At 64.7% G+C, this 25,700-nt stretch carries 20 protein-coding genes and 1 tRNA gene; 15 read left to right on the top strand and 6 right to left on the bottom strand.

Features of this window, described 5'->3' with window-relative positions; genetic code table 11:
• Window positions 1–165 precede the first annotated feature (165 nt).
• Together DCG74_RS26805 and DCG74_RS26800 are read left to right on the top strand one after the other, a co-directional pair.
• Complete coding sequence (locus DCG74_RS26805; protein ID WP_172783404.1) at window positions 166–1,809, top strand: acyl-CoA dehydrogenase family protein; 1,644 nt, start codon at window positions 166–168, stop codon at window positions 1,807–1,809.
• A 23-nt stretch (window positions 1,810–1,832) separates the two neighbouring features.
• Window positions 1,833–2,597 (top strand): CPBP family intramembrane glutamic endopeptidase, encoded by a 765-nt coding sequence (locus tag DCG74_RS26800; RefSeq protein WP_172783405.1) that lies wholly within the window; start codon window positions 1,833–1,835, stop codon window positions 2,595–2,597.
• A 130-nt stretch (window positions 2,598–2,727) separates the two neighbouring features.
• On the opposite strand, the gene DCG74_RS26795 is transcribed toward DCG74_RS26800, so the two are convergent.
• Both DCG74_RS26795 and ruvX read right to left on the bottom strand, forming a co-directional pair.
• The gene (locus DCG74_RS26795; protein ID WP_172783406.1) at window positions 2,728–3,651 is read right to left on the bottom strand and encodes an AEC family transporter; all 924 of its coding nucleotides are present in this window, start codon (window positions 3,649–3,651) and stop codon (window positions 2,728–2,730) included.
• A 4-nt stretch (window positions 3,652–3,655) separates the two neighbouring features.
• Complete coding sequence (ruvX, locus tag DCG74_RS26790; protein ID WP_172783407.1) at window positions 3,656–4,141, bottom strand: Holliday junction resolvase RuvX; 486 nt, start codon at window positions 4,139–4,141, stop codon at window positions 3,656–3,658.
• 46 nt (window positions 4,142–4,187) lie between these two features.
• Here ruvX and DCG74_RS26785 point away from each other — a divergent pair, with 46 nt between their 5' ends.
• Window positions 4,188–4,403 (top strand): hypothetical protein, encoded by a 216-nt coding sequence (locus DCG74_RS26785; protein WP_172783408.1) that lies wholly within the window; start codon window positions 4,188–4,190, stop codon window positions 4,401–4,403.
• On the opposite strand, the gene DCG74_RS26780 is transcribed toward DCG74_RS26785, so the two are convergent.
• The gene (locus tag DCG74_RS26780) at window positions 4,390–5,280 is read right to left on the bottom strand and encodes a LysR family transcriptional regulator (protein WP_172783409.1); all 891 of its coding nucleotides are present in this window, start codon (window positions 5,278–5,280) and stop codon (window positions 4,390–4,392) included. The genes DCG74_RS26785 and DCG74_RS26780 overlap by 14 nt on opposite strands.
• A gap of 98 nt (window positions 5,281–5,378) precedes the next feature.
• Here DCG74_RS26780 and DCG74_RS26775 point away from each other — a divergent pair, with 98 nt between their 5' ends.
• The 6 genes from DCG74_RS26775 (at window position 5,379) to DCG74_RS26750 (ending at window position 9,972) form a co-directional block, all read left to right on the top strand.
• Window positions 5,379–6,356 (top strand): nitronate monooxygenase family protein, encoded by a 978-nt coding sequence (locus tag DCG74_RS26775; protein ID WP_172783410.1) that lies wholly within the window; start codon window positions 5,379–5,381, stop codon window positions 6,354–6,356.
• 189 nt (window positions 6,357–6,545) lie between these two features.
• The gene (locus DCG74_RS26770; protein WP_172783411.1) at window positions 6,546–7,622 is read left to right on the top strand and encodes a nitronate monooxygenase family protein; all 1,077 of its coding nucleotides are present in this window, start codon (window positions 6,546–6,548) and stop codon (window positions 7,620–7,622) included.
• A gap of 76 nt (window positions 7,623–7,698) precedes the next feature.
• On the top strand, window positions 7,699–7,986 hold the full coding sequence (gatC, locus tag DCG74_RS26765; RefSeq protein ID WP_128265297.1) for an Asp-tRNA(Asn)/Glu-tRNA(Gln) amidotransferase subunit GatC: 288 nt from the start codon (window positions 7,699–7,701) through the stop codon (window positions 7,984–7,986).
• Between the two features lie 14 nt (window positions 7,987–8,000).
• The gene (locus DCG74_RS26760; protein WP_027547180.1) at window positions 8,001–8,213 is read left to right on the top strand and encodes a hypothetical protein; all 213 of its coding nucleotides are present in this window, start codon (window positions 8,001–8,003) and stop codon (window positions 8,211–8,213) included.
• Window positions 8,210–9,685 (top strand): Asp-tRNA(Asn)/Glu-tRNA(Gln) amidotransferase subunit GatA, encoded by a 1,476-nt coding sequence (gene gatA, locus DCG74_RS26755; RefSeq protein ID WP_172783412.1) that lies wholly within the window; start codon window positions 8,210–8,212, stop codon window positions 9,683–9,685. The genes DCG74_RS26760 and gatA overlap by 4 nt, the downstream gene beginning before the upstream one ends.
• Entirely contained in the window at window positions 9,676–9,972 is a 297-nt protein-coding gene (locus tag DCG74_RS26750) for a hypothetical protein (RefSeq protein ID WP_172783413.1), read from the top strand. Before gatA ends, DCG74_RS26750 begins: the two co-directional genes overlap by 10 nt.
• 14 nt (window positions 9,973–9,986) lie before the next feature.
• On the opposite strand, the gene DCG74_RS26745 is transcribed toward DCG74_RS26750, so the two are convergent.
• Window positions 9,987–11,426: an FkbM family methyltransferase gene (locus DCG74_RS26745; RefSeq protein WP_172783414.1), complete on the bottom strand. Its 1,440-nt coding sequence runs from the start codon at window positions 11,424–11,426 to the stop codon at window positions 9,987–9,989.
• A 198-nt stretch (window positions 11,427–11,624) separates the two neighbouring features.
• Here DCG74_RS26745 and gatB point away from each other — a divergent pair, with 198 nt between their 5' ends.
• Window positions 11,625–13,109 carry an Asp-tRNA(Asn)/Glu-tRNA(Gln) amidotransferase subunit GatB gene (gene gatB / locus DCG74_RS26740; RefSeq protein ID WP_172783415.1) on the top strand — a complete coding sequence of 495 codons (1,485 nt, stop codon included), beginning with the start codon at window positions 11,625–11,627 and terminating at the stop codon, window positions 13,107–13,109.
• Between the two features lie 1,605 nt (window positions 13,110–14,714).
• Window positions 14,715–14,981: a hypothetical protein gene (locus DCG74_RS26735; protein WP_122402900.1), complete on the top strand. Its 267-nt coding sequence runs from the start codon at window positions 14,715–14,717 to the stop codon at window positions 14,979–14,981.
• Between the two features lie 61 nt (window positions 14,982–15,042).
• Here the strand turns inward: DCG74_RS26735 and DCG74_RS26730 are convergent, their stop codons facing one another.
• Window positions 15,043–17,064: a tetratricopeptide repeat protein gene (locus tag DCG74_RS26730; RefSeq protein ID WP_172783416.1), complete on the bottom strand. Its 2,022-nt coding sequence runs from the start codon at window positions 17,062–17,064 to the stop codon at window positions 15,043–15,045.
• Between the two features lie 324 nt (window positions 17,065–17,388).
• Here DCG74_RS26730 and DCG74_RS26725 point away from each other — a divergent pair.
• From DCG74_RS26725 to DCG74_RS26710, 4 genes are all read left to right on the top strand, one after another.
• Window positions 17,389–17,482, top strand: a tRNA-Ser gene (locus DCG74_RS26725).
• A gap of 373 nt (window positions 17,483–17,855) precedes the next feature.
• The gene (locus tag DCG74_RS26720) at window positions 17,856–20,483 is read left to right on the top strand and encodes a tetratricopeptide repeat protein (RefSeq protein WP_172783417.1); all 2,628 of its coding nucleotides are present in this window, start codon (window positions 17,856–17,858) and stop codon (window positions 20,481–20,483) included.
• A 500-nt stretch (window positions 20,484–20,983) separates the two neighbouring features.
• The gene (locus tag DCG74_RS26715; protein ID WP_172783418.1) at window positions 20,984–22,504 is read left to right on the top strand and encodes a porin; all 1,521 of its coding nucleotides are present in this window, start codon (window positions 20,984–20,986) and stop codon (window positions 22,502–22,504) included.
• Window positions 22,505–22,642: 138 nt separating this feature from the next.
• Entirely contained in the window at window positions 22,643–22,927 is a 285-nt protein-coding gene (locus DCG74_RS26710) for a DUF3551 domain-containing protein (protein ID WP_306558285.1), read from the top strand.
• 141 nt (window positions 22,928–23,068) lie between these two features.
• On the opposite strand, the gene DCG74_RS26705 is transcribed toward DCG74_RS26710, so the two are convergent.
• Entirely contained in the window at window positions 23,069–25,489 is a 2,421-nt protein-coding gene (locus DCG74_RS26705; RefSeq protein WP_172783420.1) for a lytic transglycosylase domain-containing protein, read from the bottom strand.
• Window positions 25,490–25,700: the final 211 nt, after the last annotated feature.

Here is a 25,700-nt window from a genome sequence, read left to right as displayed (position 1 = left end):
CGCGAGTCGGGTTACCTCTCCCAAGCGGAGAGGTCGGCGCGAAGCGCCGGGTGAGGGGATCAACTCCCTCGGTAGACCGTAACCCCTCACCCGCGCCTGCGGCGCGACCTCTCCCGCCGGGAGAGGTGGCACTGCCCGAGCCGAGATAGATTCGATGGAAGCACAATGACCCAGCCCGCATTTGCCACCCACGAGGTCTTCAACCAGTCGCCACCATTCGAGGACGTTGATCTTTTCGCCGTGGACCGGCCGCTGGTCGAGGCGGTCAGGGCCAATGGCGGCGCGGCGGCGGAGCGTGAGCTCTCCGAGTTCGGCCGGCATTGGGGCTCGGCTGCGATGGCCGATCGCGGGCGCGTGGCGAACGAGAATACGCCGAAGCTGCGCAGCTTCGATGCCAAGGGCAACCGCCGCGACCAGGTCGAGTTTCATCCCGCCTATCACGAGCTGATGGCGCACAGTGCGCATGCCGGCGTGCACAATTCCACCTGGACCGCGGATGGTAAGCCGGCGGGCGCTGGCGCCGAGGTCATTCGCGCCGCAAAGTTCTACATGGCAGCCCAGGTTGAAACCGGCCACCTCTGCCCGATCACGATGACGCGCGCTTCCGTCGGTGCCCTGGCGATGCAGCCCGACTTGCTCGCGGGGGTAATGCCCGTGCTGTCGACGAAGAGCTACGACCCGGGCTTTGCACCGTGGTGGGGCAAGCGCGGCATGACGCTCGGCATGGGGATGACCGAGAAGCAGGGCGGCACGGACGTGCGCGCCAACATGACGCGCGCGGTGCGCGACGGGGACGGCTATCGCATCACCGGACACAAATGGTTCATGTCGGCGCCGATGTGCGATGCGTTCCTCGTGCTGGCGCAGGCCGAGGGCGGGCTGACCTGTTTCTTCATGCCGCGCTTCGCGCCGGATGGTTCGGTCAACGCCATCCAGTTCCAGCGGCTGAAGGACAAGCTTGGCAACCGCTCCAATGCCTCGTCCGAGGTCGAGTTCGTCGGCGCCTACGCCGAAAGGGTCGGCGAGGAGGGCAAGGGCATCCGCACCATCATCCAGATGGTGCAGCTGACGCGACAGGATTGCGCGATCGCCTCCGTCGGCCTGATGCGCTCGGGGCTTGCGCATGCGCTGCACCACGCCCGCCACCGCAGCGTGTTCCAGAAGCATCTGGCCGATCAGCCCTTGATGCAGGCCGTGCTGTCGGACATGGCGCTGCATGTGGAGGCGAGCACGGCGCTGGTGATGCGGCTCTGCCGCGCCTTCGACCTCACGCCGCACGATGCGGCGGAAGCGGCCTATATGCGGCTGCTCACGCCCGCGATCAAATACTGGACCTGCAAGAGCGCGCCGCCGTTCCTTTTTGAGGCGATGGAGTGCCTCGGCGGCAACGGCTATGTCGAGGACGGCATTCTGGCGCGCCATTATCGCGAGTCGCCGGTCAACGCGATCTGGGAAGGTTCGGGCAACGTGATGTGCCTCGACGTGCTCCGCGCGCTCTCGCGCGAGCCGGAGCCCGCGATGGCGGTGCTTCAGGCGCTGGCGGTCGAGACCAAGGGCCTGACCGGGGCGGGGGAGGCGGTCAGCTTCATCGGCAAGACTTTCCGGCGCGCCGACGGCGAGCGCGTCGCGCGGCTTGCCGTCGAGAAGCTTTCGCTGCTGGCTGCGGCTGCGGCGCTCAATGGCGTGTCGCCACACCATGCCGAATTGTTCGCGAGCACCCGTCTTGCGGCCAATCACGCTAGCATGTACGGCGCTGTCGAGCTGGAGAGCGGCGACGTGCGCGCGCTGCTGGAGCGGGCGCTGCCGTGAGTCTCCAAAACGAAAGCCTTCCGATGGACTCCCTCAATCCCGATCATCCGCCGCTGACCGAGACGCCGACGACGCCGCGCGTCTGGAAGTTCTGGGGCACGGCGCTGTGGGGCCTCTTCATCTTCGTCGCGATGTTCGTCGGGCAGATCGGTGCCGTAATTGTGCTGGCAGCGCTACGTGGTCTTCCCATGGACCTTTCTTCGCTTCAGCTTGTCGGCCATGAGCCCCAGACTCTCGCGCTCTCGGTCATCATGGGGCTGCCGGCGACGCTGCTTGCGGTCTGGCTCGCCATTCGCATCAAGAAGGTCTCCTTCGTCGACTATCTCGCGCTGCATTGGCCGTCATGGAAGCAGCTGCTGTTCGGCGCGATCGGCCTCATCCTGATCGTACTGCTCTGGGAAACGATGTCGCGCGCGCTTGGCCGCGAGGCGACGCCGGGCTTCATGACCGATCTGTTGAAATCGGGCCGCGACAAGGGCGCGGCGCTGCTGCTGCTCGCCGCATTCGCAGTGGCGGCGCCGATGTCGGAAGAGGTTCTGGCGCGAGGCTTCCTCTACCGCGGCTGGTCGGCGAGCTTCTTGCGCGCGCCCGGCGCCATCCTGCTGTCGTCGCTGGTCTGGACGGTGGTCCACCTGCAATACGACATGTACTTCCTGGCCGAAGTCTTCTGCATCGGATTATGGTTCGGCTACATGCGCTACCGCTCCGGCTCGCTGTGGCTCACCATCGCGCTGCATGCGTTGAACAATCTCACCGCGGTGGTGCTGACGATGTGGCTGGGGAGCTAGGGCTTCATACTCCGTCATTGCGAGGAGCCCTTGCGACGAAGCAATCCAGAGTGTCTCCGCGGAGGGATTCTGGATTGCTTCGCTTCGCTCGCAATGACGGCGGAGAGAGTTGCGCTCTTAATGACGCATGCTAGGCCACCAGCGCGATGGCGATCGGCATCGTGATCGCCGCCAAAATCGTCTGCAGCGTGATGATCTGTGCGAGCAGCGGCGCGTCGCCGCCCATCTGGCGGGCCAGCACATAGGCGCTCGACGAGGTCGGGACCGCCGAGCAGATCGCAACGATCGCCAGGCTGTCGCCGGTTAGTCCGAACCAGACGGCAAGCGCGAGCGCGAGTGCAGGCATCAGCACTAGCTTGAAACCGACGCCGATCGCCGCGGCAGCGCTCGGGCGCAGCAGGCCTTCCAGATGCAGTCCCGCGCCGGTGACGAGCAGGCCGATGGCGAGCGAGGATCGGCTGAGCGCGTCGGCAACCTCATGCCAGAGCTTTGGCAGCGGCAGGTGAGTGACGTTGATCAAGAGGCCGATAGCGCAAGCCCAGATCAGCGGATTGCGGATCACCGTTATGACGATCGTGCGGGCGGACTTCTTTTCGGGCGAAGCATAGTGCGCGAGCACGGCGACGCTGAACACGTTGACCAGGGGAATGATCGCGACCATCGCCACGGAAGCGAGGGCCAGCCCGAGGTCGCCGAACATGTTGGCGGCGACCGACAGCCCGACGAAGGTCTGCCAGCGCGTCGCGCCCTGAAAGATCGAGGTGAAGGCGGGGCCGTCGATGTCGAGCCGGGACAGGGCCGGGCGCAATGCGAGGCAGAGCAGCGACATCGCCAGCGCCGACAGCAGCAGCGCGCCGCCGACGCCGGCGACCGGAACCTTCGTGAGGTCCGCCTTCACCAGCGTCTGGATCAGCAGCATCGGAAACAGCACGAAATAGGTCAGCCGCTCCAGCCCGTGCCATTGCGTGTCCAGCCGCATCAGGCTGCGCTTCAGCACGACGCCGAGCACGAGGAGGATGAAGACCGGCAGCAGCGCCGCGACGACGACCGCCATGGGATCAGCCGGGTTCCTTGCGCAGGTTTGCCAGGCGATCGAGCGCGCCTTGCAGGATGAAGATCGCGGCGTGCTCGTCGATGACCTCGGCGCGCTTGGCGCGGCTCACGTCCATCCCGACCAGCTCGCGTTCGACTGCCGCGGTCGAGAGGCGCTCGTCCCAGAGACCGATGGGCAGGGCGGTCAGTCCGGCCAGATTGCGCGCGAAGGCGCGGGTCGATTGCGCGCGCGGTCCCTCGCTGCCGTCCATGTTGATGGGCAGGCCGAGCACGAAGCCGACCGCCTTGCGCTCGGCGGCGATGGCAAGCAGCCTGGCGGCGTCCTGCTTGAACTGCTTGCGCTGGATCGTTTCGACGCCAGTGGCCAAGCGGCGGTCGGGGTCGGACACGGCAACGCCGATGGTCTTGGTGCCCAAGTCGAGCCCGACCAGCGCGCCGCGTTCGGGCCAGTGGGTTGCAGCATCGACCAAGGTGAGGATAAGAGCCGGCATGGATTTAGCGCATATCATGCGTCGCGCTGCAGAGTGAACCCGGAACGTGGATGCGCTGACATTATTCGGCCTGTTCGCCGTCACGGCGATGCTGGTCACTTACGCCTTGGAAGCCCGCAGCCATTGGTTCGTGCTGCTGTTTGCGGTGTCCTGCGCCCTCGGCTCGGCCTACGGCTTCCTTCAGGGCGCCTGGCCGTTCGGTCTCGTCGAAGCCATCTGGGCCGTCGTAGCGCTGCGACGGTGGTCGATCAGGCCGCGATGACGTCGTCATTCTTGGTCAGGCAGGCGATGAAACCGTGCAGCGCGCTGTACTGATGTCCGGTGCTGCGCCGGATGAAGAGTGTCTCGACACGTGCGTGTGACGGGCTCAGCGTGTGGATGGCGACCGCGCCATTCATCGCGCTGCGTTCCACGACGGCGCGTGGCAGCAGCGTCACACCCATGTCGGCGGCAACGCAGCCGATCATGCCGTCGAGCGTGCCGAGCTCAAAGCGCGCCGCCGACGGCCAGCCGAATTCGACGAAGATCTGTTCGAGCCGCTGGCGATAGGTGCAGCCGGTGCGGAACACCAGCGCGGTCGGGCCCGACTCCGCCGTGCCGGCGCGCAGCTCGGCGAGCGAAGTCCAGCGCCGCGCGCTGACGAGCACCAGCTCTTCGCGGAATGCGCTCGTCGCGGCGAGATCGTCATGGGTGATGGGTCCTGCGACGAAGGCGCCGTCGAGCGTGCCGTCGAGCACGCTGGCGACGAGGTCGGCGGTCGGCGCGGTGCGCAAGGAAAGGCGCACAGCCGGGAAGCGGCGGTGGAAATCGGCGAGCAGCGGCGGCAGCCGCACCGCGGCCGTGGTCTCCATCGAGCCGATCGCGAGCGGACCCTTCGGCTCGCCATCGTCGCGCGCGGCGAGCAAGGCTTCGCGCGAGAGCGCCGCCATCTTTTGCGCGTAGGGGAGAAGGCGCTTGCCGGCACCCGTCAGCGTCATGCCGCGTGAGTGCCGCTCGAACAGCGGCGTGCCGATCTCCGCCTCCAGTGCCTTCACGCGCTGGGTGACGTTCGACTGCACGGTGTTGAGCTCTTCGGCGGCGCGGGTGATGCCGCCGGTGCGGGCGACCGCGGCGAAGGTCTTGATATCGCTGAGTTCCATGGCGTCGTTTCGCTTTTGAGATTGCAGCGTTCGCAACAATTCATTTTTCGAGAATGCTAGTCGCGCCTAGTCTCGCTGTCCAGACCGGGGAAGGAGCCATGCCGATGACGACGCCGCTGACCACGCTGCTTAGGATCAAGCATCCCATCCTGCTGGCGCCGATGGATGTCATCGCCGGCAGCCGTCTGGTCGCGGCGGTGAGCCGCGCCGGCGGGTTCGGCATTCTCGGCGGCGGCTATGGCGAGCGGGCGTGGCTGGAGCAGGAGACGGCGACGCTCGCCGACCTCAGTGCACCGTTCGGGATCGGCTTCATCACCTGGAGCCTTGCCAAGCGGCCCGAGCTTCTCGATGTCGCGCTCGCTGCAAAACCAGCTGCGATCATGTTGTCGTTCGGCGATCCCGCGCCGTTCGCGCCCAGGATCAAATCCACCGGCGCGCGCCTGATCTGCCAGGTGCAGGATGAAGCGATGGCACAGCAGGCGCTCGATGCCGGTGCCGACATCCTGATCGCGCAGGGAACGGAGGCGGGCGGTCATGGCGCGTCGCGCACCACCGTCGATCTCGTGCCTGCTGTCGTCGATCTCGCCGCGGGGCGCGTTCCCGTGGTGGCGGCCGGCGGCATCGCGGACGGGCGCGGCCTCGCTGCCATGCTGATGCTCGGCGCGAGCGGCGTGCTGCTCGGCACGCGCTTCTATGCCAGCCAAGAGGCCGACGGCGCGGAGGAGGCCAAGCGACGCATCTGCGCGGCGAACTCGGGTTCGACCGTGCGCGGCATCATCTTCGATCTCTCCCGCAACAATGTCTGGCCGGCGCCGTTCACGGGACGGTGCCTGGTCAACGATCATGCGAAGCGCTGGATCGGCCGCGAGGTCGAGCTGATGCAGAATGTTGCCGCAGTCGCGGCCGAGTATGCGGCAGCAAGGGCGGCGGGCAATTTCGACATCGCCGCGGTGATCGCCGGCGAGGCGGTCGGGCTAATCCATGATATTCCACCGGCGGCGGAGATCGTCGAGCGGATTGCAGTGGAGGCGGAGCAGTTGATCGCCGGGCGGAGAAACTCGCTGACAGCGGCGTAGACTTCCTACCCTCCCCTGGAGGGGGAGGGTCGATCGCGCGAAGCGCGAGCGGGGTGGGGTGACAGTCTCTCCATTGAGGCGGTGCCCGTGTTGAGAGATCACCCCACCCCGCTTCGCATTTCGCTTCGCGACATGCGAACCGACCCTCCCCCTCCAGGGGAGGGTAAGAAAGAACGAGAGAGAACAACCATGTGGCCTGACCGTCGACTGATCGACCTGTTCAAGACCGAATTCCCGATCGTGCTGGCGCCGATGGCGGGCGTGATGGATGCGGAGCTGGTGATTGCCGTGGCGCAGGGCGGTGGGCTCGGCTCGCTGCCAAGTGCGATGATCTCGCCGGAGAAGGCGCGCGAGCAGGTCGGTCTGATCCGCCAGCGCGTCAAGGCCCCGGTCAACATGAACTTCTTCTGCCATACGCCGGTCGAGCTGACGCGCGAAGCGGAGGCGCGGTGGAAGCAGCGGCTCGCGGGCTACTACGCCGAGCACGGTCTCGATCCCTCAGCGCCGATCGCGGCTGCGAACCGCGCGCCGTTCGATGCGGCGTTCTGCGAGGTGGTCGAGGAGCTGAAGCCGGAGATCGTCAGCTTCCATTTCGGCCTGCCGGAGCAAGCGCTGCTGAGGCGCGTGAAGGCGGCGGGTTGCCTCGTCATCTCGTCCGCGACGACGGTGAAGGAGGCGGTCTGGCTGGAAGAACGCGGCGTCGATGCCGTGATCGCGCAAGGGGCCGAGGCCGGCGGCCATCGCGGCATGTTCCTGACCGACAAGGCCGCCGAGCAGCCCGGGACCTTCGCGCTGGTGCCGCAGGTCGTCGACGCCGTGAAGGTGCCGGTGATCGCGGCGGGCGGCATCGCGGACGGACGCGGCATTGCCGCAGCCTTCGCGCTCGGCGCCTCGGGCGTGCAGATCGGCAGCGCCTATCTGCGCTGCCCGGAATCCAAGGTCAGCGCAGGCGGCCGCGAGGCGCTCGCCGAGGCGCGGGACGATTCCACCGTCATCACCAACGTCATGACCGGCCGGCCTGCGCGCGGGGTGCAGAACCGGCTGATGCGCGAGGCTGGCCCGATCTCGCCGGATGCGCCGCCGTTTCCCCACGCCGCGACCGCGCTGGGGCCGCTGAAGGCGGCTGCCGAAAAGCAGGGCAGGGTGGATTTCACCAATCTCTGGGCGGGACAGGCCGTTGCGCTGGGCCGCGAGGTCCCCGCCGCCGAATTGACCCGGGATCTCGCCAAATCGGCGCTCGGGCGCCTGAAGGCCCTCGCCGGATAGGGGGAAGCGCCGGTTGCGGCGCAAAAGCGGCCTCTGCTATACGGCACATAGGTTTTGCCGTGAGAGGCCCTATATAATGTCTGTTGACGCCGCTACCGTCCGCCGCATCGCGCATCTGGCGCGCATTGCGGTTTCCGAGGACGAGGTTCCGCATCTGCAGGGCGAGCTCAACGCCATGCTGGCTTTCGTCGAGCAGCTCTCGGAGGTCAATGTCGAGGGCGTGGAGCCGATGACCTCGGTCACCCCGATGCAGATGAAGAAGCGGCAGGACGTGGTCGATGACGGCGAGATCGCCGACGATATCGTTGCCAACGCGCCCGCGACTGAAGGTCACTTCTTCCTGGTGCCGAAGGTCGTTGAATAAACAGGTTAGGTCCGATGTGCCTGCTTTGCGACGATGAGAAGGCCTATCAGGCCTACATGAATTACCTCGACAAGATGGAGCGGCAGGGCAAGGCTGCCGATCCCAACGTCGCCGTCAATGCCGTGCTCGACGAGATCGAGGCGGCCGCGAAAGCCGCCGCCAAAAAAGACGACCCGGCCAACGACAAGACCCTGTCTCCGTTCTTCTGCAGCCCGATCAATAAATGACCGATTTGACATCGCTGACGCTCGCCGAGGCCCGCAAGGGTCTCGCGGCAAAAACTTTCACGTCGCTCGAGCTGACCGACGCGCATCTTTCCGCGATCGAAGCCGCGCGCGTGCTCAACGCCTTCGTGATGGAGACGCCCGATCGCGCGCGCGACATGGCGAAGGCCGTGGACGCGAAGATCGCCAAGGGCGAAGGCGGCCCGCTTGCCGGCATTCCGCTCGGAATCAAGGATCTCTTTGCGACCAAGGGCGTGCGCACCACGGCGTGCTCAAAGATCCTCGGCAATTTCGTGCCGACGTATGAGTCCACCGTCACCTCGCAGCTCTGGCGCGACGGCGCGGTGATGCTCGGCAAGCTCAACAATGACGAGTTCGCGATGGGATCGGCCAACGAGACCTCGTGCTTCGGTCCCGTCGGCAATCCCTGGCGGCGCGAGGGCAGCAACACGACGCTGGTGCCGGGCGGCTCGTCCGGCGGCTCGGCTTCGGCGGTGGCGGCGCTGCTCTGCATGGGTGCGACTGCGACCGACACCGGTGGCTCGATCCGCCAGCCGGCCGCGTTCACCGCGACCGTCGGCATCAAGCCGACCTATGGCCGCTGCTCGCGCTGGGGCATCGTCGCCTTTGCGTCCTCGCTCGACCAGGCAGGTCCGATCGCGCGCAGCGTCCGCGACGCCGCGATGCTGCTGCGCTCGATGGCCGGACACGATCCCAAGGACACGACGTCGGTCGATATCCCTGTGCCGGATTACGAGGCAGCGATCGGCAAGTCCGTGAAGGGCATGAAGATCGGCATTCCCAAGGAGTATCGCCTCGACGGCATGCCGGCCGAGATCGAGAAGCTCTGGAGCGAGGGCGCGGCGTGGCTCAGGAGCGCCGGCGCCGAGCTGGTCGAGGTGTCGCTGCCGCACACCAAATACGCGCTGCCGGCCTATTACATCGTGGCACCGGCGGAGGCGTCCTCAAACCTCGCGCGCTATGACGGCGTGCGCTACGGCCTGCGCGAGCAGGGCAAGAACATCATCGAGCTCTACGAGAACACCCGCGCGGCCGGGTTTGGCGCAGAGGTGCGCCGCCGTGTCATGATCGGCACCTACGTGCTGTCGGCCGGCTATTACGACGCTTATTATTTGCGCGCGCAGAAGGTGCGCACGCTGATCAAGAAGGACTTCGAGGATTGCTTCGCGAGGGGCGTCGACGCGATCCTGACGCCTGCGACGCCGTCGGCGGCCTTCGGCATCGGCGAGAAGGGCGGCGCCGACCCGGTCGAGATGTATCTCAACGACATCTTCACGGTGACCGTGAACATGGCGGGCCTGCCCGGAATCGCGGTGCCAGCCGGCAAGGATGCACAGGGCCTGCCGCTCGGCCTGCAATTGATCGGCCGTCCGTTCGATGAGGAGACGCTGTTCTCGCTCGGCGAGGTGATCGAGCAGGCCGCCGGCCGCTTCACGCCCCCGAGGTGGTGGTGAATGTCGCCGATTTCATCGCGAGCCTCGGCGGCGCGGCGCCCGCGCCGGACTTGAGCGCGCCGCTCGCCGGCCTCTGGTGGGCGGCGAAGGGCGACTGGGACCGCGCGCACACGATCGTTCAGGACGAGAGCAGCCGTGAAGCGGCCTGGGTGCATGCCTATTTGCACCGCGTCGAGGGCGATCTCGGCAATGCCGGCTATTGGTATCGTCAGGCCGGCCAGCCGGCGGCAAAGGATTCATTGGAAGCGGAGTGGGAGCGGATCGCTGCCACGCTGCTCGGGGCTTGACGGGGCCGGCCCGCTCACACGCGCGTGTTGGGAACTGCGCCGGCACGCCAAATCGCGTCATTAACGTGGTCGGGTGCCGTCACGCGCAGGCGCGGTGGGACCTCGACCCGTTGGCCCGCGCGCGCCCGCTGAAGAATGCGCCGGCGTTCGATCTCGGCACCAACCAGCGGCTGGCCGGCAAGCCAGTCGAGATCGACGAGGGAGGGAGCAAAGCAGGAGGAGAACGATGCCATCTGCTCGAGCCGCTCGAGTGCTGCGACCACGAACCAGCCGACGGGATTGGTCCCGGGCTCGAGATGGTCGAATCTCGGGCTTGCGGGCCAGAATGGCTCCAGGATTCGGCCTTTGCCGCCCTTGAGTACATCCGCCACGTACCGCAACGCGTTGACGGCGATGGCGCGGCTGCCGATATCCGAGGCGATGCGGGCAAGCGTTGAAAGGCGCGACAGCGAGGCCTGGTTCTGACACAGCGAGCCGAGTGTATCGCAGGCGAATTTCAGCGCCGCATAACGCCTGGGCAAGGCGAGTTCCTCGGAGCGCCAGGTCGCATAGGCGGCGAGGGCGTCGCGGTAAACCGGGTCCTGCGCCGCGGCGCCGCCCGACAGGGCCGCGAAAATGTGCGCGAAGGGTTGGGCTTCGAACTGGGTGAGTGCCCAGTCCCGCACCGTGTCGTCAGGCTCCCATGACGGGATGGTCTCGATCAAGAAGCCCTCTTGGGCGAGCGCTCTGGCGCGATCGCGCTTGGCTGCGAACAGGTTCAGCTCATAGGGATCGAGCGGCTCGCCGAGCTTCACCGGCACCAGAACCGGCGCTCCGCCGATCAGCCGATAGATGTCGAAGCCCATGCTGGCGAAAGCGGCCGGCAGACGATCGTTCTGTTTGTCACCGGCTTTTATCTCGAACATGACCAGGGGGGAGCGCTCGGAGAAAAAGCCCTTCGCGCCTGCCAGGATTCGCTCCTCCTCGCCTTCCGCGTCCATCTTGACGAAGTCGATCGGGCCCCAATGCCTGGATCTCTGTTCGGCATCGAGCGAGGTGATCTGAATGCTTTCGGTGGGACCGCTGCCTTGCAGCGAGTTGAGCTCGCTGGAGGCGCCGAGCACCAGACGGCCCTCGCGCTCGCCATCCGACAGCGCCGCGGCGATGATATGCAGGTTGGAGGCCTCGTTCTTCGCCTTTCCGAGCGCGAGTAGCCGTCGTGGCTCGCTGGCCGGTTCATAGGCGAACACCTGCCCATGAGGGGCGAGCCGCCGCGCCATTGGCAGGCTGTAGACGCCGAGATTGGCCCCGATGTCGAGCGCGGACATGCCCGGCTTCAGCCAGCTTGCGAGGAACGCCGTCTCCTTCTCGAACCACGTCTCCTGCTCGAGGATGACGTAGGTGGTGATGGCCTCGAGGGAGGCCGTCACGACGATCTGCGTCCCATCGACCATCCGAAGCGTGAGCTCGCCCATCTTCCCTCTGGCATTTGATCCCTTGCGCCTTGTCATGACACGGTTCGGGTGCGATTTCACGCCCAATTCGCCGGAGCTAGAGACGGTGGTGAGGTTGCATCGCCTCCTGCATCGGCTTAATTAGTCGATCGCAGCAGCCCCTCGCACGATCGCAGCCTGATCGGGGCTTGTCCTCCAACGCAGAACGACATCTTCTCCATGAACGCTGACGCGACACCTCACAAGCTTCTCAAGGGTTCAACCGGTGAGTGGGAGATGGTCATCGGCATGGAGATCCATGCCCAGGTGACCTCGAACGCCAAACTGTTCTCGGGCGCGTCCACCGCGTTCGGCGGCGAGCCGAACAGCCACGTCTCGCTGGTCGACGTCGCGATGCCGGGCATGCTTCCCGTGATCAACGAGGAATGCGTCAGGCAGGCTGTCCGGACCGGGCTCGGCCTCAATGCGCAGATCAACCTGCGCTCGGTGTTCGACCGCAAGAACTATTTCTATCCGGACCTGCCGCAGGGCTACCAGATCAGCCAGTACAAATCGCCCGTCGTCGGCGAGGGCGAGGTGATCATCGATCTCGACGGCGGCAAGACCGCCGCCATCGGTATCGAGCGGCTGCATCTGGAGCAGGATCCCGGCAAGATGCTGCACGACCGGTCGCCGTCGCTCTCCTACATCGATTTCAATCGTTCTGGCGTGGCGCTGATGGAGATCGTCTCGAAGCCGGATATCCGCGACGCCGAGCAGGCCAAGGCCTATGTGACCAAGCTGCGCTCGATCATGCGCTATCTCGGCACCTGCGACGGCGACATGGAGAAGGGATCCTTGCGCGCCGACGTCAACGTCTCCGTGCGCAGGCCCGGCGCGCCGCTCGGCACCCGCTGCGAGATCAAGAACATGAATTCGATCGCCTTCATCGGCCAGGCGATCGAGTATGAAGCGCGGCGCCAGATCGAGATCCTCGAGGACGGGGGCGAGATCGAGCAGGAGACGCGCCGGTTCGATCCCAGCAGGGGCGAGACGCGCTCGATGCGGTCGAAGGAAGAGGCGCACGACTATCGCTACTTCCCCGACCCCGACCTGTTGCCGCTGGAGTTCAGCCAGGAATTCGTCGACGAGCTGAAGGCGAAGCTGCCGGAGCTGCCGGACCAGAAGAAGGCGCGCTTCGTCGCCGATTTCGGCCTCTCGGCCTATGATGCGAGCGTGCTGGTCGCCGAGCGCGAGAGCGCGGTGTTCTACGAGACCGTGCTCGACAAGCTCGCCAGCCGTGCCCGCGACGGCAAGATGGCGGCGAACTGGGTGATCAACGAGCTGTTCGGCCGTCTCAACAAGGAAGGCCGGGATATTACGGCCTCGCCCGTCAATGCCGCGCAGCTGGCTGCGATCATCGACCTGATCGGCGACGGCACGATCTCGGGCAAGATCGCCAAGGATCTGTTCGAGATCGTCTGGCAGGAGGGCGGCGATCCCCGCGCGCTGGTCGAAAGCCGCGGCATGAAGCAGGTCACGGATCTTTCCGCGATCGAAAAGGTGGTCGACGACATCATCGCGGCCAATCCCGACAAGGCGGCGCAGGTGAAGGACAAGCCGCAATCGCTCGGCTGGTTCGTCGGCCAGGTGATGAAGGCGTCCGGCGGCAAGGCCAACCCGCAGAGCGTCAACGACCTGCTCAAGTCCAAGCTCGGCGTCTGAGCCTCACGTTCGAACGAGGTGACGGAGACGCGTCGTCACCTCGCTTTCGGTTCTCGCTGCGACGCTCGCGCGCATCCGCGAACGGCAAACTCCATCCCGATCGACGGCGATGCGGCGGCCGAATCGCCGCCGCGCGATTCGCCCGAAACGGCGGCTTGAACGCGCTCCGGCGAGCGCCCGCGCCGTTAAGCATGAAAATATTTTCGTTGCCAAAAATCGCGACTCAGAGTCCGCGAAACGCCTTCGCGAGGCGATCGCGCGATTGCCGATGCGCATCGTGGCGTTAATCGCGCGCGATGCACGCGTGCGAAAAAATACTTGCTGCATAGTGTTTTCGTGCAATCGCATCGTTCGCGAACGTCGATGATGCGAGCGCTCTGCATGATCGCAAGTGCACGTCGAACGAAGCGCCTGCGTCGCGCCCGCCAAGCGCACGCGCCTTGCTGCGTCAACACTTCTTTAAGCGAGAAGCTGTTTTTTTCTTCGTGTTGGTGTATTCGGGGTGAGTGCATTCGATCCCCGAGTGCACGCAGCGATTAAAGCCATCTCACACATCGGAGGGCAACATGGCCAAGAAAGCGAAGAAGGCGAAGAAGGCGAAGAGCGCAGTGAAGAAGACTGCGAAGAAGACCCGCAAGGTCGCGAAGAAGAAGAAGTAACTTCGCTTCTGAAGTTGCCGGCTCCAGATAGCCGGCACGTCATCAGCGCCTCCTAGAGGTTCTGGTCGACGATAGAGGGTGTCGGCGAGACATCAGGTCAACGGTCGGACCGTTCTCTTTCGCGGTTCGGCAGAAGAAACGAGTTTTCTTCGTTCGGTGCGGTTCTCCTCAAACGGGCTCCGCAATTTCACGACAGGCCTTCGGGCCAAAGTGGAATCTGGTCCTGACGTGTTCGCCGACGCCCTCGTTCCCTTGAAGCCGGGGCATTGCCGGCATTCCTTTTCCCCCGACATTGCTGATCTGAAACGCGCGACGTCATCGCGCCCTTGCTCGAACTGCCTTGGGGCACGCCCGGGCTGCGGCCTGATGCACGCTGTTCGCACGCCGCTTCTCCGTTCGCGGTGTCATCGCCCGGCTTGCCGCCTTTGCTGAAGCTTCGGCGCGCCGAGCACCCGTGTAACCCTCGGCGTAGCCTTGGCGGAGCCGGGACCGGGCGATCCAGTACTCCGAGACGGCAGCGATTGAATCGATAAGCTGCGGCGTACTGGATTCCCCGCCTGCGCGAGGAATGACAGCACGGGGTGCGGCAACGACAGTGATCCGCCCTTCACATTCTAGCCACACGGCCACGAGCCACCGCGCGTGATGGTTATCGTTCTCCCAAAATCCCGGGGTAAACAGAGTCTGACGAATCGTAGAAGTGCCTGAAAATCAGTGACTTCTTGAATCCTCCGCGCACGCGCCGCGCGCCCCCGTTTACGTCTGCTTCATCGCGATACTTAAACTGCCATTCAAATTTGCCCGCCATCATCGCCTCCAACAAGCCGGCAAACGGCGATGGGGAAGAGTTGAACAGTGCACGATCCCGGGAAGGGTCATGCACATCAGAATTGGACGGGAGCCGCGCTCGGGGGACGAGGCGGCATAAGAACAAAGGGGATGCGTGATGTTTCAGGGTACATTCGATCTGGAGACGGCAACGCCGGTCGATGCGAGCGCGCTGTCGGACGTGCTGTTCGAGCGCGGGATCTATTGGGCGAGCGGCCGCTCCGGGATCGTCGATCTCGTCGCCGCGCACAAATGGTTCAATCTCGCGGCGCTGAAGGGCCGCAAGGACGCCGTGGCGCTGCGCCAGGAAGTCGCCGGGCAGATGTCGGACGCCGAGATCTCGGTCGCGCAGCGCGAGGCGAGGGCCTGGGTCTGTGCGCACTGAGCGGTTCACTTCGCTTGGGAACCGACCTCGACCGGCCGGCACCATCGCGCCGAGGCGGGCCTCATGGTAAGGTTTGCACGGCAAACGAGGCCGGCGCTTCGCCGGCGCAATGCCTGCGCCAGATTTCGCTCAATGCCTCTTCGATATGTCGCGTCATGCGGACAGTATCGAAAAGCGGCCAAGTGGTCCGGCGCGTCGCCAGCTTGCTCCTGAGCGCGACCCGAAGCTCGGGATCGTGGGCGATCCGCAGTGCCAAGGCCTCGTATTCGTCGAGCGATCGCGTCACCAGCTCGGGAAGGCCGACGGCGTTCAGGAGACTGGCTGCAACGCGTCCGGCAAAGGTGGTGCCAAGGCACGTCAGAACCGGCAAGCCAGCCCAGAGGGCGTCGCTGGCCCCGGTGTGGGCGTTGTAAGGCAATGTGTCCAGGAACAGATCGGCGACCTGGTGGCGCGCCAGATGCTCGTCAGCAGGGACGCGCGGAGCGAACACGATTCTCTCGGCGGCAATCCCCCGCGCAACGGCTTCACGCTTCAGATTCTCCGTGGCGACCGGGTCTCCATCCAGCAGCCAAAGGACGCTTCCGGGGGTCTTGTCGAGCAGCCGCATCCAGACGCCGAACAGCGGGGGGGTGATCTTGGGGTTTCTGTTGAACGCGCAGTAGACCAACGCATCGTCCGCCAATCCGAGCTCGGTGCGGCTTGGTGGATTTGACGGGAGCGCTCGCTTCGCGTCGGTCGCCTGGTAGCTATTCGGAAGATAGATCACCTTCTCGGCGTAATAATGCTGCTCCGTTTCGGGGATGACGATCCGGTCGGCCATGAGGTAGTCGACATAGGGGGCACCCATCGTGCCGGGAAAGCCGAGATAGCTGACCTGGATAGGAGCCGGCCGGCGCGCAATGATGTTCGGACGCGCACCGGCGGTGAAGCCGCCGAGATCGACGAGAACCTCGATCTCGAGCTGGCGGATCAGCTTGACGACGTCCTCGTCGGCGAGATGGCTGACATCTTCAAAGCGTTCGAATGCGGCCTTCAGGCGGTTGCGCATCTGGCTATCGTCGTCGGGCCCGTAGGAGATGGCGGTGATGTCGAAGCGCTCACGGTCGTGCGCCTCGAAGACTCCGGCCATCAAATACGCGGTGGCATGATTGCGAAAATCGGCCGACATGTATGCGACCCGGAGCCGGGACGCCGGGCTCGGCGTTCCTGGCCTGGCGGCGCGTCCGTCGGGGGCCACCTTGGCGACATAGGTCTTCGCGCAGGTCAATTGGCGTGCAGGCGATGAGGAGACATGAAAGAAGGTGAAGGGGTCGATCGGCACGTCCGCCTCGACAGCCTCGTCCATGGCGGCCTGTTCACGTTCGAAACTGCTCCAGTCGGCGCGCTTGCGCCTGCAGGCAACGAGGTTGCTCAGCGCAAACGGGAACGCCTTATCAAGTGCGACCGTTCGTTCCAGCGCCGCGATCGCTTCGTCGTCGCGCCCCAGCTGGCCAAGAACCTCAGACAACGCGAAATGGTTCTGGGGGTCGGCCGGTGCAAGCTCGATGGCGCGGCCGTAGCTGTCACGCGCTTCCTCGAGTCGACCAAGCTGCTGCAACGCGCTGCCTCGGTTGGCGAACGCGGCGCTCGACGGTGCGATCACTATGGCGCGATCAAACTCGGCTATGGCGTCGCGAAGCTGCTGCCGTGCAATGAGAATCGCTCCGCGATTGAGATGCGCGTCCGCGAAGTTCGGGGACAGGGCGATCACTTTCGCAAGCCAGGCGAGCGCATCATCCGGCTTGTTCAGCGCACGCAGCACGTTGGCATAGTTGAAAAGAACGTCGGGATTGCCGGGGTCGACGCGTGCAGCCTTCTTCAGCAAAGGCTCGGCGTCCGCAAATTGGCCGCGCTGGGCGTGCAACAGCCCCAGCATGTGGAGCGCGACGGCATGCGTTCTGCTCGCCTTCAGGATGGCCGTGTAGGCCCGTTCCGCATCCGGCAGATTGCCCGAGCGGTGCGCTGCAATTGCCTGGTCCAGAATAGTGGACGGATGGAGTGAGGAGGGGGCCGAAGCTCCCTTGTTGCGGCCTTGTTGTGGCATGTGATTGGGTATCTCGACCCCGACGTCGGGTCCGTGCTCTGGCGAAGAGGTGCAAAAAACACTAATCGCCTTTGTCGGAGAGAACAACGGCTCGCTGTTTCAGGGCAGATAACGATCAGCTTGTTGCCAGATTGGCGTGCGAAGATGCAGGCCAGCTGGTGGAAATACAGCGGGCGGGACGATGGCGTGACGCGCCTCGGACGTCGCATTCCCGATCCGTCCCTTATATCTGTCGCTCTCAAAGCGTTTCATGTGCAAAGAAACCCGCTCGCCCCAATTCTGCCGCTTGCGGCCCGCCTCCGTGTCGGGCATACCCGGCGTATTGGAGACGTGGCCGAGTGGCTGAAGGCGGCGGTTTGCTAAACCGTTATAGGCTTGTAAAGGCCTATCGAGGGTTCGAATCCCTCCGTCTCCGCCACGTATATCCCATTGAAATAGCAGGTATTTTCCAGTGTGAGGCGCTCGCTTCGGGGTCGGCGGGTCGCCGAAAGCAGGCCGATCATCGCGCCGCTACACAATGGTCCATGGCAACCGGTCTCGCAGCCTGGCGAATCGACACAAGGAAGCCTCTTCACAAGCTCGAATCCGCTGTTCTCGATTGTGGCAAACCCCGGAAGAGGGGCCTATCCGAGTCCTCCCGCTGAAATCATACTGCCGAGCATATGTTCAACCCGGCCGGCGTGGAGTACGTCACATCGTCCTTCGCAGGATTGGCAATGTGCACGGTTCGATGCTGAACGCGGCGCCGGTCCATCGGTGTGAGGGGCGTCGCGAAAGGGTCTATTCCGTCGATGAGGAACATCGCAGCAATATTCAATGAGGCTCTCGCGGCCCTGAATGGGCGCGATCTCAGGAAGGCCGAAGAGGGCTTCAGACGCGTCATCAAGTTCGAGCCGTCGCATGTTCCGGCGCTCAACCTGCTGACCATCGTTCTCATGAACACAAACCGGTTTGCCGAGGCCGAGCCGTTCATCGCGCGCGCCGTCAAGCTCAATCAAGGATCAGATGTCTCCTTCTATAATTACGGGCTGATCGCCAAGCAGCTCGGCAAGCCAGCGCTGGCGCACGAGCAATTCACCAGAGCCCTGCGCCTCAATCCCAATGTGAGAGAGAGCTGGAATAACCGCGGCGCGGTTTGCAACGTGCTCGAGCAATACGAGGCGGCGATATCCGACTTCGACAGAGCGATTGCCCTGGACCCGAACTACGCCGACGCCCATGCGAACAAGGGCAAGTCGCTGCTCGAGATCGGACGGCACGCCGAGGCGTTGACCTTCTACGACCGGGCGCTGTCGGTCAGGCCCGACCTGGCGGAAGCCTGGCTCGGCCGCGGCACGGCACTGGCTCGATCCAGCCGCCGCGATGAGGCTCTTGATGCCTATGACAAGGCGCTCTCCATCAGGGCAGATCTGGCGGAGGCCTGGATAGGCCGGGGCAATGTCCTGTACGGACTGAGGCGTCACGCGGATGCCTTCGCATCCTACGACCGCGCACTCGATATCGCGCCGCGAGCCGCGGCCGCCTGGCTTGGCAGGGGCAATGCGTACGCTGATCTCAAGCGCTATGACGAAGCGCTTGCAGCCTACGACAAGGCACTCACGATCAAGCCGGATTCGATTGAAGCCATGATTGGTCGCGGCAACGTCTTCGCCGGCCTTAAACGCCGCGATGATGCTCTGGCGCTTTATGACGCGGCGCTTTCGATCAAGCCCAATTCGGCCGAAGCCTGGCTCGGCCGCGGCAGTGTCTTTCTGGATCTGCGGCGTCGCGACGAGGCGCTCGCCGCCTTCGACAAGGCGCTCTCCATTGCGCCGGACCTGGCCGAAGCTTGGCTCGGTCGGGGGAACGTGTTCGGAGACGTCAAGCGCCACGCGGAAGCGCTCGAGGCCTACGACACGGCGCTATCCATCAGGTCCGACCTGGCGGAAGCCTGGTTCGGGCGAGGGAATATCTTCGCCGACCTTCGGCGCCATGACGAGGCGTTCGCGGCGTTCGACAGAGCGCTCACACTCGATCGCGACCTGCCCGGAGTAGAGGGCGCGAGGCTCTATTCCAAGCTGAATTGCTGCGACTGGACAGAACTTGAGGCTGAGACAAGGCGCCTTATCGAATCCATTCGTGCGGGTAAGGGGGGCTGCCAGCCGTTCGCGCTGCTGTCGATTGCGGCATTGGCCGAGGACCAGCGACGAAGCGCCGATTTCTGGATCGAAAGGCTGCTTAACCTTGCCGGGCGCAAGGCCATCGACGGCGTCCCGGCGCAGGCTGACAAGATCCGCGTCGGTTACTTGTCGGCGGATTTTCGGACCCACCCGGTGAGCTATCTGGCCGCAGGTCTTTTCGAGGCCCACGATCGCACCAGGTTTGAAACGCACGCCTTCTCGATCGGCCCGGCCGAGGACAGCGAGCTGCGCGCAAGATTGGAGCGAAGTTTCGATCAATTCGTCGATCTCCACGGGCGGAGCGATGATGACATTGTCGGCTGCATCAAGGCGGCCAATATCGACATCCTCGTGGATCTGATGGGGCATACGCTCGGGGCGCGGCTCGGTGTTTTCGCGCAGCGGCCCGCCCCCGTTCTTGCGGGCTATCTCGGCTTCGCCGGCACCGTCGGCGGGGCGTTACTGGACTATGTGATCGCCGACGAGAGCAGCATCCCTGCCGAGCATCGCAAGCACTTTTCGGAGAAGGTCGTCTGGCTGCCGCACTGCTTCATGCCCCACGATGCCAAGGGGCGTGAAATCTCGCGTGTCGGGCTCGACAGGCGAGAGCAGGGATTGCCGGCCGAGGGCTTCGTCTTCTGCGGCTTCAACAACACCTACAAACTGCATCCGCCGACGTTTCAGAGCTGGATGCGAATCCTGAAGGAGGTGGATGGCTCCGTCGTCTGGCTTTCCGATCTCCAGGATGTCGCAAAATCCAATTTGCGAAGAGAGGCCGAGGCGAGCGGCGTCGATCCCCAGCGCCTGGTCTTTGCAACGCGCGTCGCCTCCACTGCGGACCATCTGGCGAGACACCGCCTGGCGGATCTGTTTTTGGACACGGTGCCCTATAACGCCCATACCACCGCAAGCGACGCGCTCTGGGCCGGACTGCCGCTGCTGACGCTGGCCGGAGACGCCTTCGCGGGACGGGTCGCGGCCAGCTTGCTGCATGCCCTCGATCTTCCCGAGCTGATCACGCATTCTCGTGATGAATATGAGGGGCGCGCGATCGAATTGGCTCGCGATCATGAGCGGCTCCGCGGCATTCGAGAAACTCTGGAAGAGCGTCGTCTCACGTCGCCGCTCTTCAATACGCCTTTGCTTACCCGAAGCCTCGAAGAAGCTTTCGAAGCCATGGTCCGGCGGTACCGCGCCGGATTGGCGCCGGGTCACATAGAAGTTCCCGCGGCAGGTTCCGCGCTCATTATCAGCGAATAAGTCAGCGGCCGGACTGACCAGCCGATTGTCCCCAACCCACCGAGCGCGGACCAGATTCGAAAGATTCGCGCGCCCGGTTCGGAGCGAGTCGACGTTGTAGGGACGCCGAGGGGCTGCGTTGTTCGAACCGGGGATTTTTCAAGGCAAACGGAACCCCAAAAAATTCATCTGAGTTTTCAAGTGCTTGCTCGGGCGCTTTGATCACAACTGCGTGTTATTTGTGCAACACCCATCGGAAAACAAGCGTTTGAGGCCCGGTCCGAAGCGTTCTTTTGTTGTGTGTGCAAGGACCTTCAGTAATTGTGACTGAGCGACGGAGGGGGGCATCCCGAGGTCGTCCCGTTCTAGGTGGTTCGCTTAAGTCCCTCGCGTTTCAGCGGGTGTGTCCGAAAACGCGAAGCGGCTAAGCGGTGGTTACAAGGGACAAGGGAACCAACCTTAGGGTGTCGTCACCCAGCGGATCCGGAACCTTCCCTATAGAGCAAACTTGGAGGTTTAACATGAAGTTTAAGAGCCTTTTGCTCGGTTCGGCGGCGGGTCTGCTCGCCGTTGGCGGAGCTCAGGCAGCCGATCTTCCCGTGAAGGCCAAGGCGGTCGAATACGTGAAGATCTGCTCCCTGTACGGTGCCGGATTCTACTATATTCCGGGTACCGACACCTGCATCAAGCTCGGCGGCTATGTTCGCGCCGACGTGCTGGCCAACACCAACAGCGACTACGGCATCGGTCAGGGTGCTCCCGGCGGCGCTAACAACCGTCTGGACAACTACTATCAGACCCGCGCTCGTTTCGACTTCAACGTCGATACCCGCACGGCGACCGAGTATGGCGTGGTCCGCACCTACGCCGATACGATTTTCTCTTGGGATACGACCGCGGTCACCGGCAGCAACCCGTCGACGTTCTCGACCGGTTCGGCTTCGCTCGGCCTCTACCATGCGTTCATTCAGTTCGCTGGTTTCACCTTCGGCCGCACGGTCTCGATCTTCGACACACCGTGGCAGAGCTATCCGGCTGGCGGTCCCGACTTCCTTCCGGGCGGCTCCAACAACGTCACCGGTGTGAACCAGATCGCTTATACGGCTGATTTCGGTCAGGGCATCACCGCTTCGGTGGCGTTGCAGGACCTGACGACCGCCGCTGGTGGCCAGACCAACCTCTATAACGCCAGCATCACTGCTGGTGGTCTCAGTGGCTTCACTTCGGCTTCGGCCGCCGGCGCTGCCTTCATCCAGGGCATCTACGGCACCAACGATTGGGGTGGCACGCGTATGCCCGACATCGTCGGTGCGGTTCGTGTCGACCAGGCTTGGGGTCTCGCCCAGTTCTCGGTAGCGGCGCACGAACTCCACACGGCCTACTACGGCACGACGGAACCCACTGGCCATCCCGACGACAAGTGGGGCTGGGCCGTGCAGGGCGCCTTGTCGATCAAGAACATCCCGACCGGTGCGGGTGACTCGATCAACTTGCAGGCGGTTTACACCGATGGTGCATCGCGCTACAACTTCCAGAGCCTGTTCCCGCAGAACATCTACATCTACGGCGGCAGTGGCATCGGTGCCTATCAGAGCCTCGGCTTTGCTGGTATTGCTGATGGCGTGTTCGGCACCGGTACCGGGATCGACACGGTCAAGACCTGGGGCTTCCGCGGTGGTTACACCCACAACTGGTCGCCGAACTGGGTGTCGGCCATCTACGGTGCCTATGCATCGCTTCGCTACGGCAACACGGGCAAGGCTCTGATCTGCGCGAACTTCGTCGCAGCCTACGGTGCCGCCACTGCCACGTGTAACCCCGACTTCAACCTCGCGGTTATCGGCGGTAACGTGGTCTGGACCCCGGTCAAGAACCTCGCCTTCACGGCGGACCTGAGCTATGTCTGGCTCGACCAGAAGTACTCGGGCACGATCGCGGGCGCTGCCACGGCGAACGCCGCGGTTGCGAAGCCGGCAGCCACCTACGAGCTGAAGGATCAGGGCAACCTGCAGCTTCTGCTTCGCGCTCAGCGCACCTTCTAAGATCGATCTTCGAATTGATCAGCGAACCCCGGCAGGAAACTGCCGGGGTTTTTCTTTGCGTGGATTCTAGAGTGATCTAGAAGCTGCGGTGGGGTGCATCTATTGGAGCTTCAGCGCGTGAAGGTTTTGACCGGACGGATGTTGGCCATGACAGCGCCATCGATGATTGCGACGGTCATCGCACTTGTTGCGCCTGCAGCTGCCGAACCCCTCGATCCCCGTTACCCGGTCTGCCTCCAGAAATGGGAGTGGGGTGGCAGCAGCAGGACTTACTGTAGCTTCCTGTCTTGGGAGGACTGCAGGGCCGCGGCTATGGGACTATCTGCGATGTGCCTGGCAAATCCATATTGGTCGCAGCCGGGCGAATCCGGTCCCTCCGGCGCCCCGCACGGCCGCTCCGCCCCGATGACCAGGACGTGGTGAAATGCGTTGCCCGCGTGTGCCCGGGGCCGGCTTCGGAGCTTCCGGCAGCAGAGATAACCGCACGAGAACGGGCTAGAATACCATCTCGGACCCTTCCACTCCTGGAAGGTGTAGGTTGGGTTCAAGCCGCAGGAAGCGCGGCTATTCCACGCTTCCGGCGCCGCGGCGCAGATCGGCTTCGATCTGCAGGCGGGTGCCGCCGCCGAAGCGGGCGCGGTAGACCTGAAGGTTCTCCATGATTCGCTGCACGTAGTTGCGCGTCTCGGAGAACGGAATCAGCTCGACCCAGTCGACGGCGTCGACCTTGGGGTCGCGCGGATCGCCGTAACGTTCGACCCATTTCTTCACGCTGCCGCGGCCGGCATTGTAAGCGGCGAAGGTCATGATGTAGGAGCCGCGATAATCCTCGAGCAGTCCGCCCAGCTCCGCCGAGCCGAGCGTGGCGTTGTAGACCGAATCGTTCTTCAGCCGTCCCAGGTCATAGGTTGCGCCATGGCGCTTGCAGACGTAGCGGGCGGCGTCGGGCGTCACCTGCATCAGCCCGTAGGCCTGCGCCGGCGACACCACCGACGGGTTGAATGCGCTTTCCTGCCGCGCGATCGCATAGACGATGCTGCGCTCGACCTCGGGGCCGATCGGCGTGAACTGAGGAATGCCGTTGACGGGGTAGGCATAGAAATCGAACGGCAGGCCGCGGTTGAGTGCGGCCTTGCCGAGCAGCAGCATGCCGCGCGCATCGCTATAGCGCTGCGTCAGCTCGCCGAGGCCGGCAAGCGCCTCGGGATCGCCGTTCTCGCCCATGTCGGCGAGCATGGGCACCGCGAGCTCGCGCTCATCGAGCTCGTAGAGCAGTTGCGCCGCGCGCACGATCTCGAGCCGCTCGGCGCCGCGCCCGCGCGGCTGGTTGTTGAGCTCGATCTGCGGCAGGCCGAGCTTTGCGCGCGCGAGCTGGCCGTAATAGCTGGTCGATTGCTCGGCCGCCCGCGCATAGGCGTTGCGCGCCTCCTGCTGGCGGCCCATCGCCTCGGCAGCGCGGCCCTGCCAATAGCCGGCACGCGCCAGCGTGGTCGGATTGACGCTGCCGACGCCGATGCGGGCGAAGTGCTGGGCGGCTGTCGTGGGGTCGTTGAGGAAGCGCAGCGCGATCCACCCGGCGGTGAACTCCTGCTCGGTCTTGTAGATGTCGCGCGAGGGCAGGGCGGCGTCGCGCGCGATCAGATAGGCGCTGCGGAATTCCTCGGTGTCGATCATCTTGCGCGCCAAGAGGCGCCGCTCGATCCACCATTCGTCGAGATTGTGGAGGCGACCCGGATCCTTCGGCGCGGACAGCATCAGCTGGGCGGCTTCAGTGAACTTCTCCTCGCGACGCAGGAGCTGGATCTTGCTGAAGACGAAGCCGGGATCGCTGTGCAGCTCGCGCGGCACCGCATCGAGCAGTGCCCGCGCGTTCGGCGCCTTCTTGACCGCGGCGATGCGCGCCTTGGCGAGCGCGACATAGCCGGCGCCGAGGCGCTTGGCGGCGCGCAGCGCCGCCTCGTTCTCGCTGCCGTAGAGCAGGTTGTCCATCCGCGCCTTCTGGTCGCCCGGCGTGAGCAGGGCGCCGAACTGGTCCAGCGCGTTGTTCTCGGTATCCTCCGACATCGGGTCGCCGCGCCAGGCCTCGCGCACCAGCCGCTCGGCATTGGCGCGGTCGCCGCGGGCGAGCATCGCCTTGGCGAGCGTGAAGCGGCCCTTGGCGGAAATGGGCGACTCGTTCTCGAACCACGACCACGCGACCGTCTCGTCGCGCCTGTCGTCCCACATCGCGGCCTCGAGGCGCCGGCGCAGGAAGGTCTGCGACGGCCAGCTCGGATTGGCGGAGAGGAAGGCGCGATAGCGTTCCACGGTCACGCCATTGTCGTCGCTGCGCAGGATGATCCATTCGGCGAGCTTTCGCGCGACCGGATCGGAGATACCGGCCGCGGCATTGGTGGCGTCGCCGGCCTTGCGCTTGCGCACGAGCTCGATGACGCTCTCCAGCGTGTCCTTGTCGGACTGCGACGTCGACGATGTCGCCGCGACGGCAGCCGGGATGACCGGCTTGCGCGGCGTTGCATGCTGGCGGGTTGCAGGCGCCAGCATGGGAGCTGCGGCCGGCCTCGCGGGGGCTGGCGCAGTCGGTTTGATGGTGGCCGTCACGGCCGGGGCGGGGGCTGCCTTGGGCGGCGCGCCGCTCACAGTCGGCGCCGCCTTTGGCGCGGCTGCAGGGGCTGCGGCCGCAGGCTTGGGTTTGTCGTTGGGCTTGTCCTTCGCCGGTTCCTTGATGGCGTTCTTGCCGGCGTCGGGCTTCTTCGCGGCGTCCTTGGCGGGGGTGCCAGACGCACCCTTGCTCGCGGCTTTCGCGGCGTCCTTGCCGGTTCCCTTGGCTGTGTCCTTCGCTGTTTCCTTGGTAGATCCCTGGGTCGATCCCTTGGTCGCGCCCTTCGCCGCGTCCTTGGCGGCCGGCTTGGCGGGATCCTTGGTTTCCGCGGCCGTCTCGTTGGACTTGGCGAGGGCGGCGCAGCCCATCGACAGCCCAGCCATCAGGCACACGGCCATACCCAGGGATCGCCATGCGGCAGGAGCAAAGGAGGTCACGGCGTTTCGTCGCCCCGAATCAGTGAAGTGGCTCAAGACCTAGCTGAATTTGCTTGAATATGCGGAGAAAATACCAACAGCCGCTTACCTCGGGCCGATTTGCACCAGCACCGCGGCAAAATCGCGGCCTAAACCCAGCCTTGCACAGACCGCGGGC

The organism is Bradyrhizobium sp. WBAH42 (assembly GCF_024585265.1).
Taxonomy (GTDB): domain Bacteria; phylum Pseudomonadota; class Alphaproteobacteria; order Rhizobiales; family Xanthobacteraceae; genus Bradyrhizobium.
Note: the sequence above shows the minus strand (reverse complement) of the source record. Positions and strands in the feature narration are given on the sequence as shown.

Bases quoted from the DNA above. Each gene is read 5' to 3' on its own strand.
- DCG74_RS26805 (WP_172783404.1), top strand. From the start codon at position 166: ATGACCCAGCCCGCATTTGCCACCCACGAGGTCTTCAACCAGTCGCCA.
- DCG74_RS26800 (WP_172783405.1), top strand. From the start codon at position 1,833: ATGGACTCCCTCAATCCCGATCATCCGCCGCTGACCGAGACGCCGACG.
- DCG74_RS26795 (WP_172783406.1), bottom strand. From the start codon at position 3,651: ATGGCGGTCGTCGTCGCGGCGCTGCTGCCGGTCTTCATCCTCCTCGTG.
- ruvX (WP_172783407.1), bottom strand. From the start codon at position 4,141: ATGCCGGCTCTTATCCTCACCTTGGTCGATGCTGCAACCCACTGGCCC.
- DCG74_RS26780 (WP_172783409.1), bottom strand. From the start codon at position 5,280: ATGGAACTCAGCGATATCAAGACCTTCGCCGCGGTCGCCCGCACCGGC.
- DCG74_RS26775 (WP_172783410.1), top strand. From the start codon at position 5,379: ATGCCGATGACGACGCCGCTGACCACGCTGCTTAGGATCAAGCATCCC.
- DCG74_RS26770 (WP_172783411.1), top strand. From the start codon at position 6,546: ATGTGGCCTGACCGTCGACTGATCGACCTGTTCAAGACCGAATTCCCG.
- gatC (WP_128265297.1), top strand. From the start codon at position 7,699: ATGTCTGTTGACGCCGCTACCGTCCGCCGCATCGCGCATCTGGCGCGC.
- DCG74_RS26760 (WP_027547180.1), top strand. From the start codon at position 8,001: ATGTGCCTGCTTTGCGACGATGAGAAGGCCTATCAGGCCTACATGAAT.
- gatA (WP_172783412.1), top strand. From the start codon at position 8,210: ATGACCGATTTGACATCGCTGACGCTCGCCGAGGCCCGCAAGGGTCTC.
- DCG74_RS26745 (WP_172783414.1), bottom strand. From the start codon at position 11,426: ATGGGCGAGCTCACGCTTCGGATGGTCGATGGGACGCAGATCGTCGTG.
- gatB (WP_172783415.1), top strand. From the start codon at position 11,625: ATGAACGCTGACGCGACACCTCACAAGCTTCTCAAGGGTTCAACCGGT.
- DCG74_RS26735 (WP_122402900.1), top strand. From the start codon at position 14,715: ATGTTTCAGGGTACATTCGATCTGGAGACGGCAACGCCGGTCGATGCG.
- DCG74_RS26730 (WP_172783416.1), bottom strand. From the start codon at position 17,064: ATGCCACAACAAGGCCGCAACAAGGGAGCTTCGGCCCCCTCCTCACTC.
- DCG74_RS26720 (WP_172783417.1), top strand. From the start codon at position 17,856: ATGAGGAACATCGCAGCAATATTCAATGAGGCTCTCGCGGCCCTGAAT.
- DCG74_RS26715 (WP_172783418.1), top strand. From the start codon at position 20,984: ATGAAGTTTAAGAGCCTTTTGCTCGGTTCGGCGGCGGGTCTGCTCGCC.
- DCG74_RS26710 (WP_306558285.1), top strand. From the start codon at position 22,643: ATGTTGGCCATGACAGCGCCATCGATGATTGCGACGGTCATCGCACTT.
- DCG74_RS26705 (WP_172783420.1), bottom strand. From the start codon at position 25,489: ATGGCTGGGCTGTCGATGGGCTGCGCCGCCCTCGCCAAGTCCAACGAG.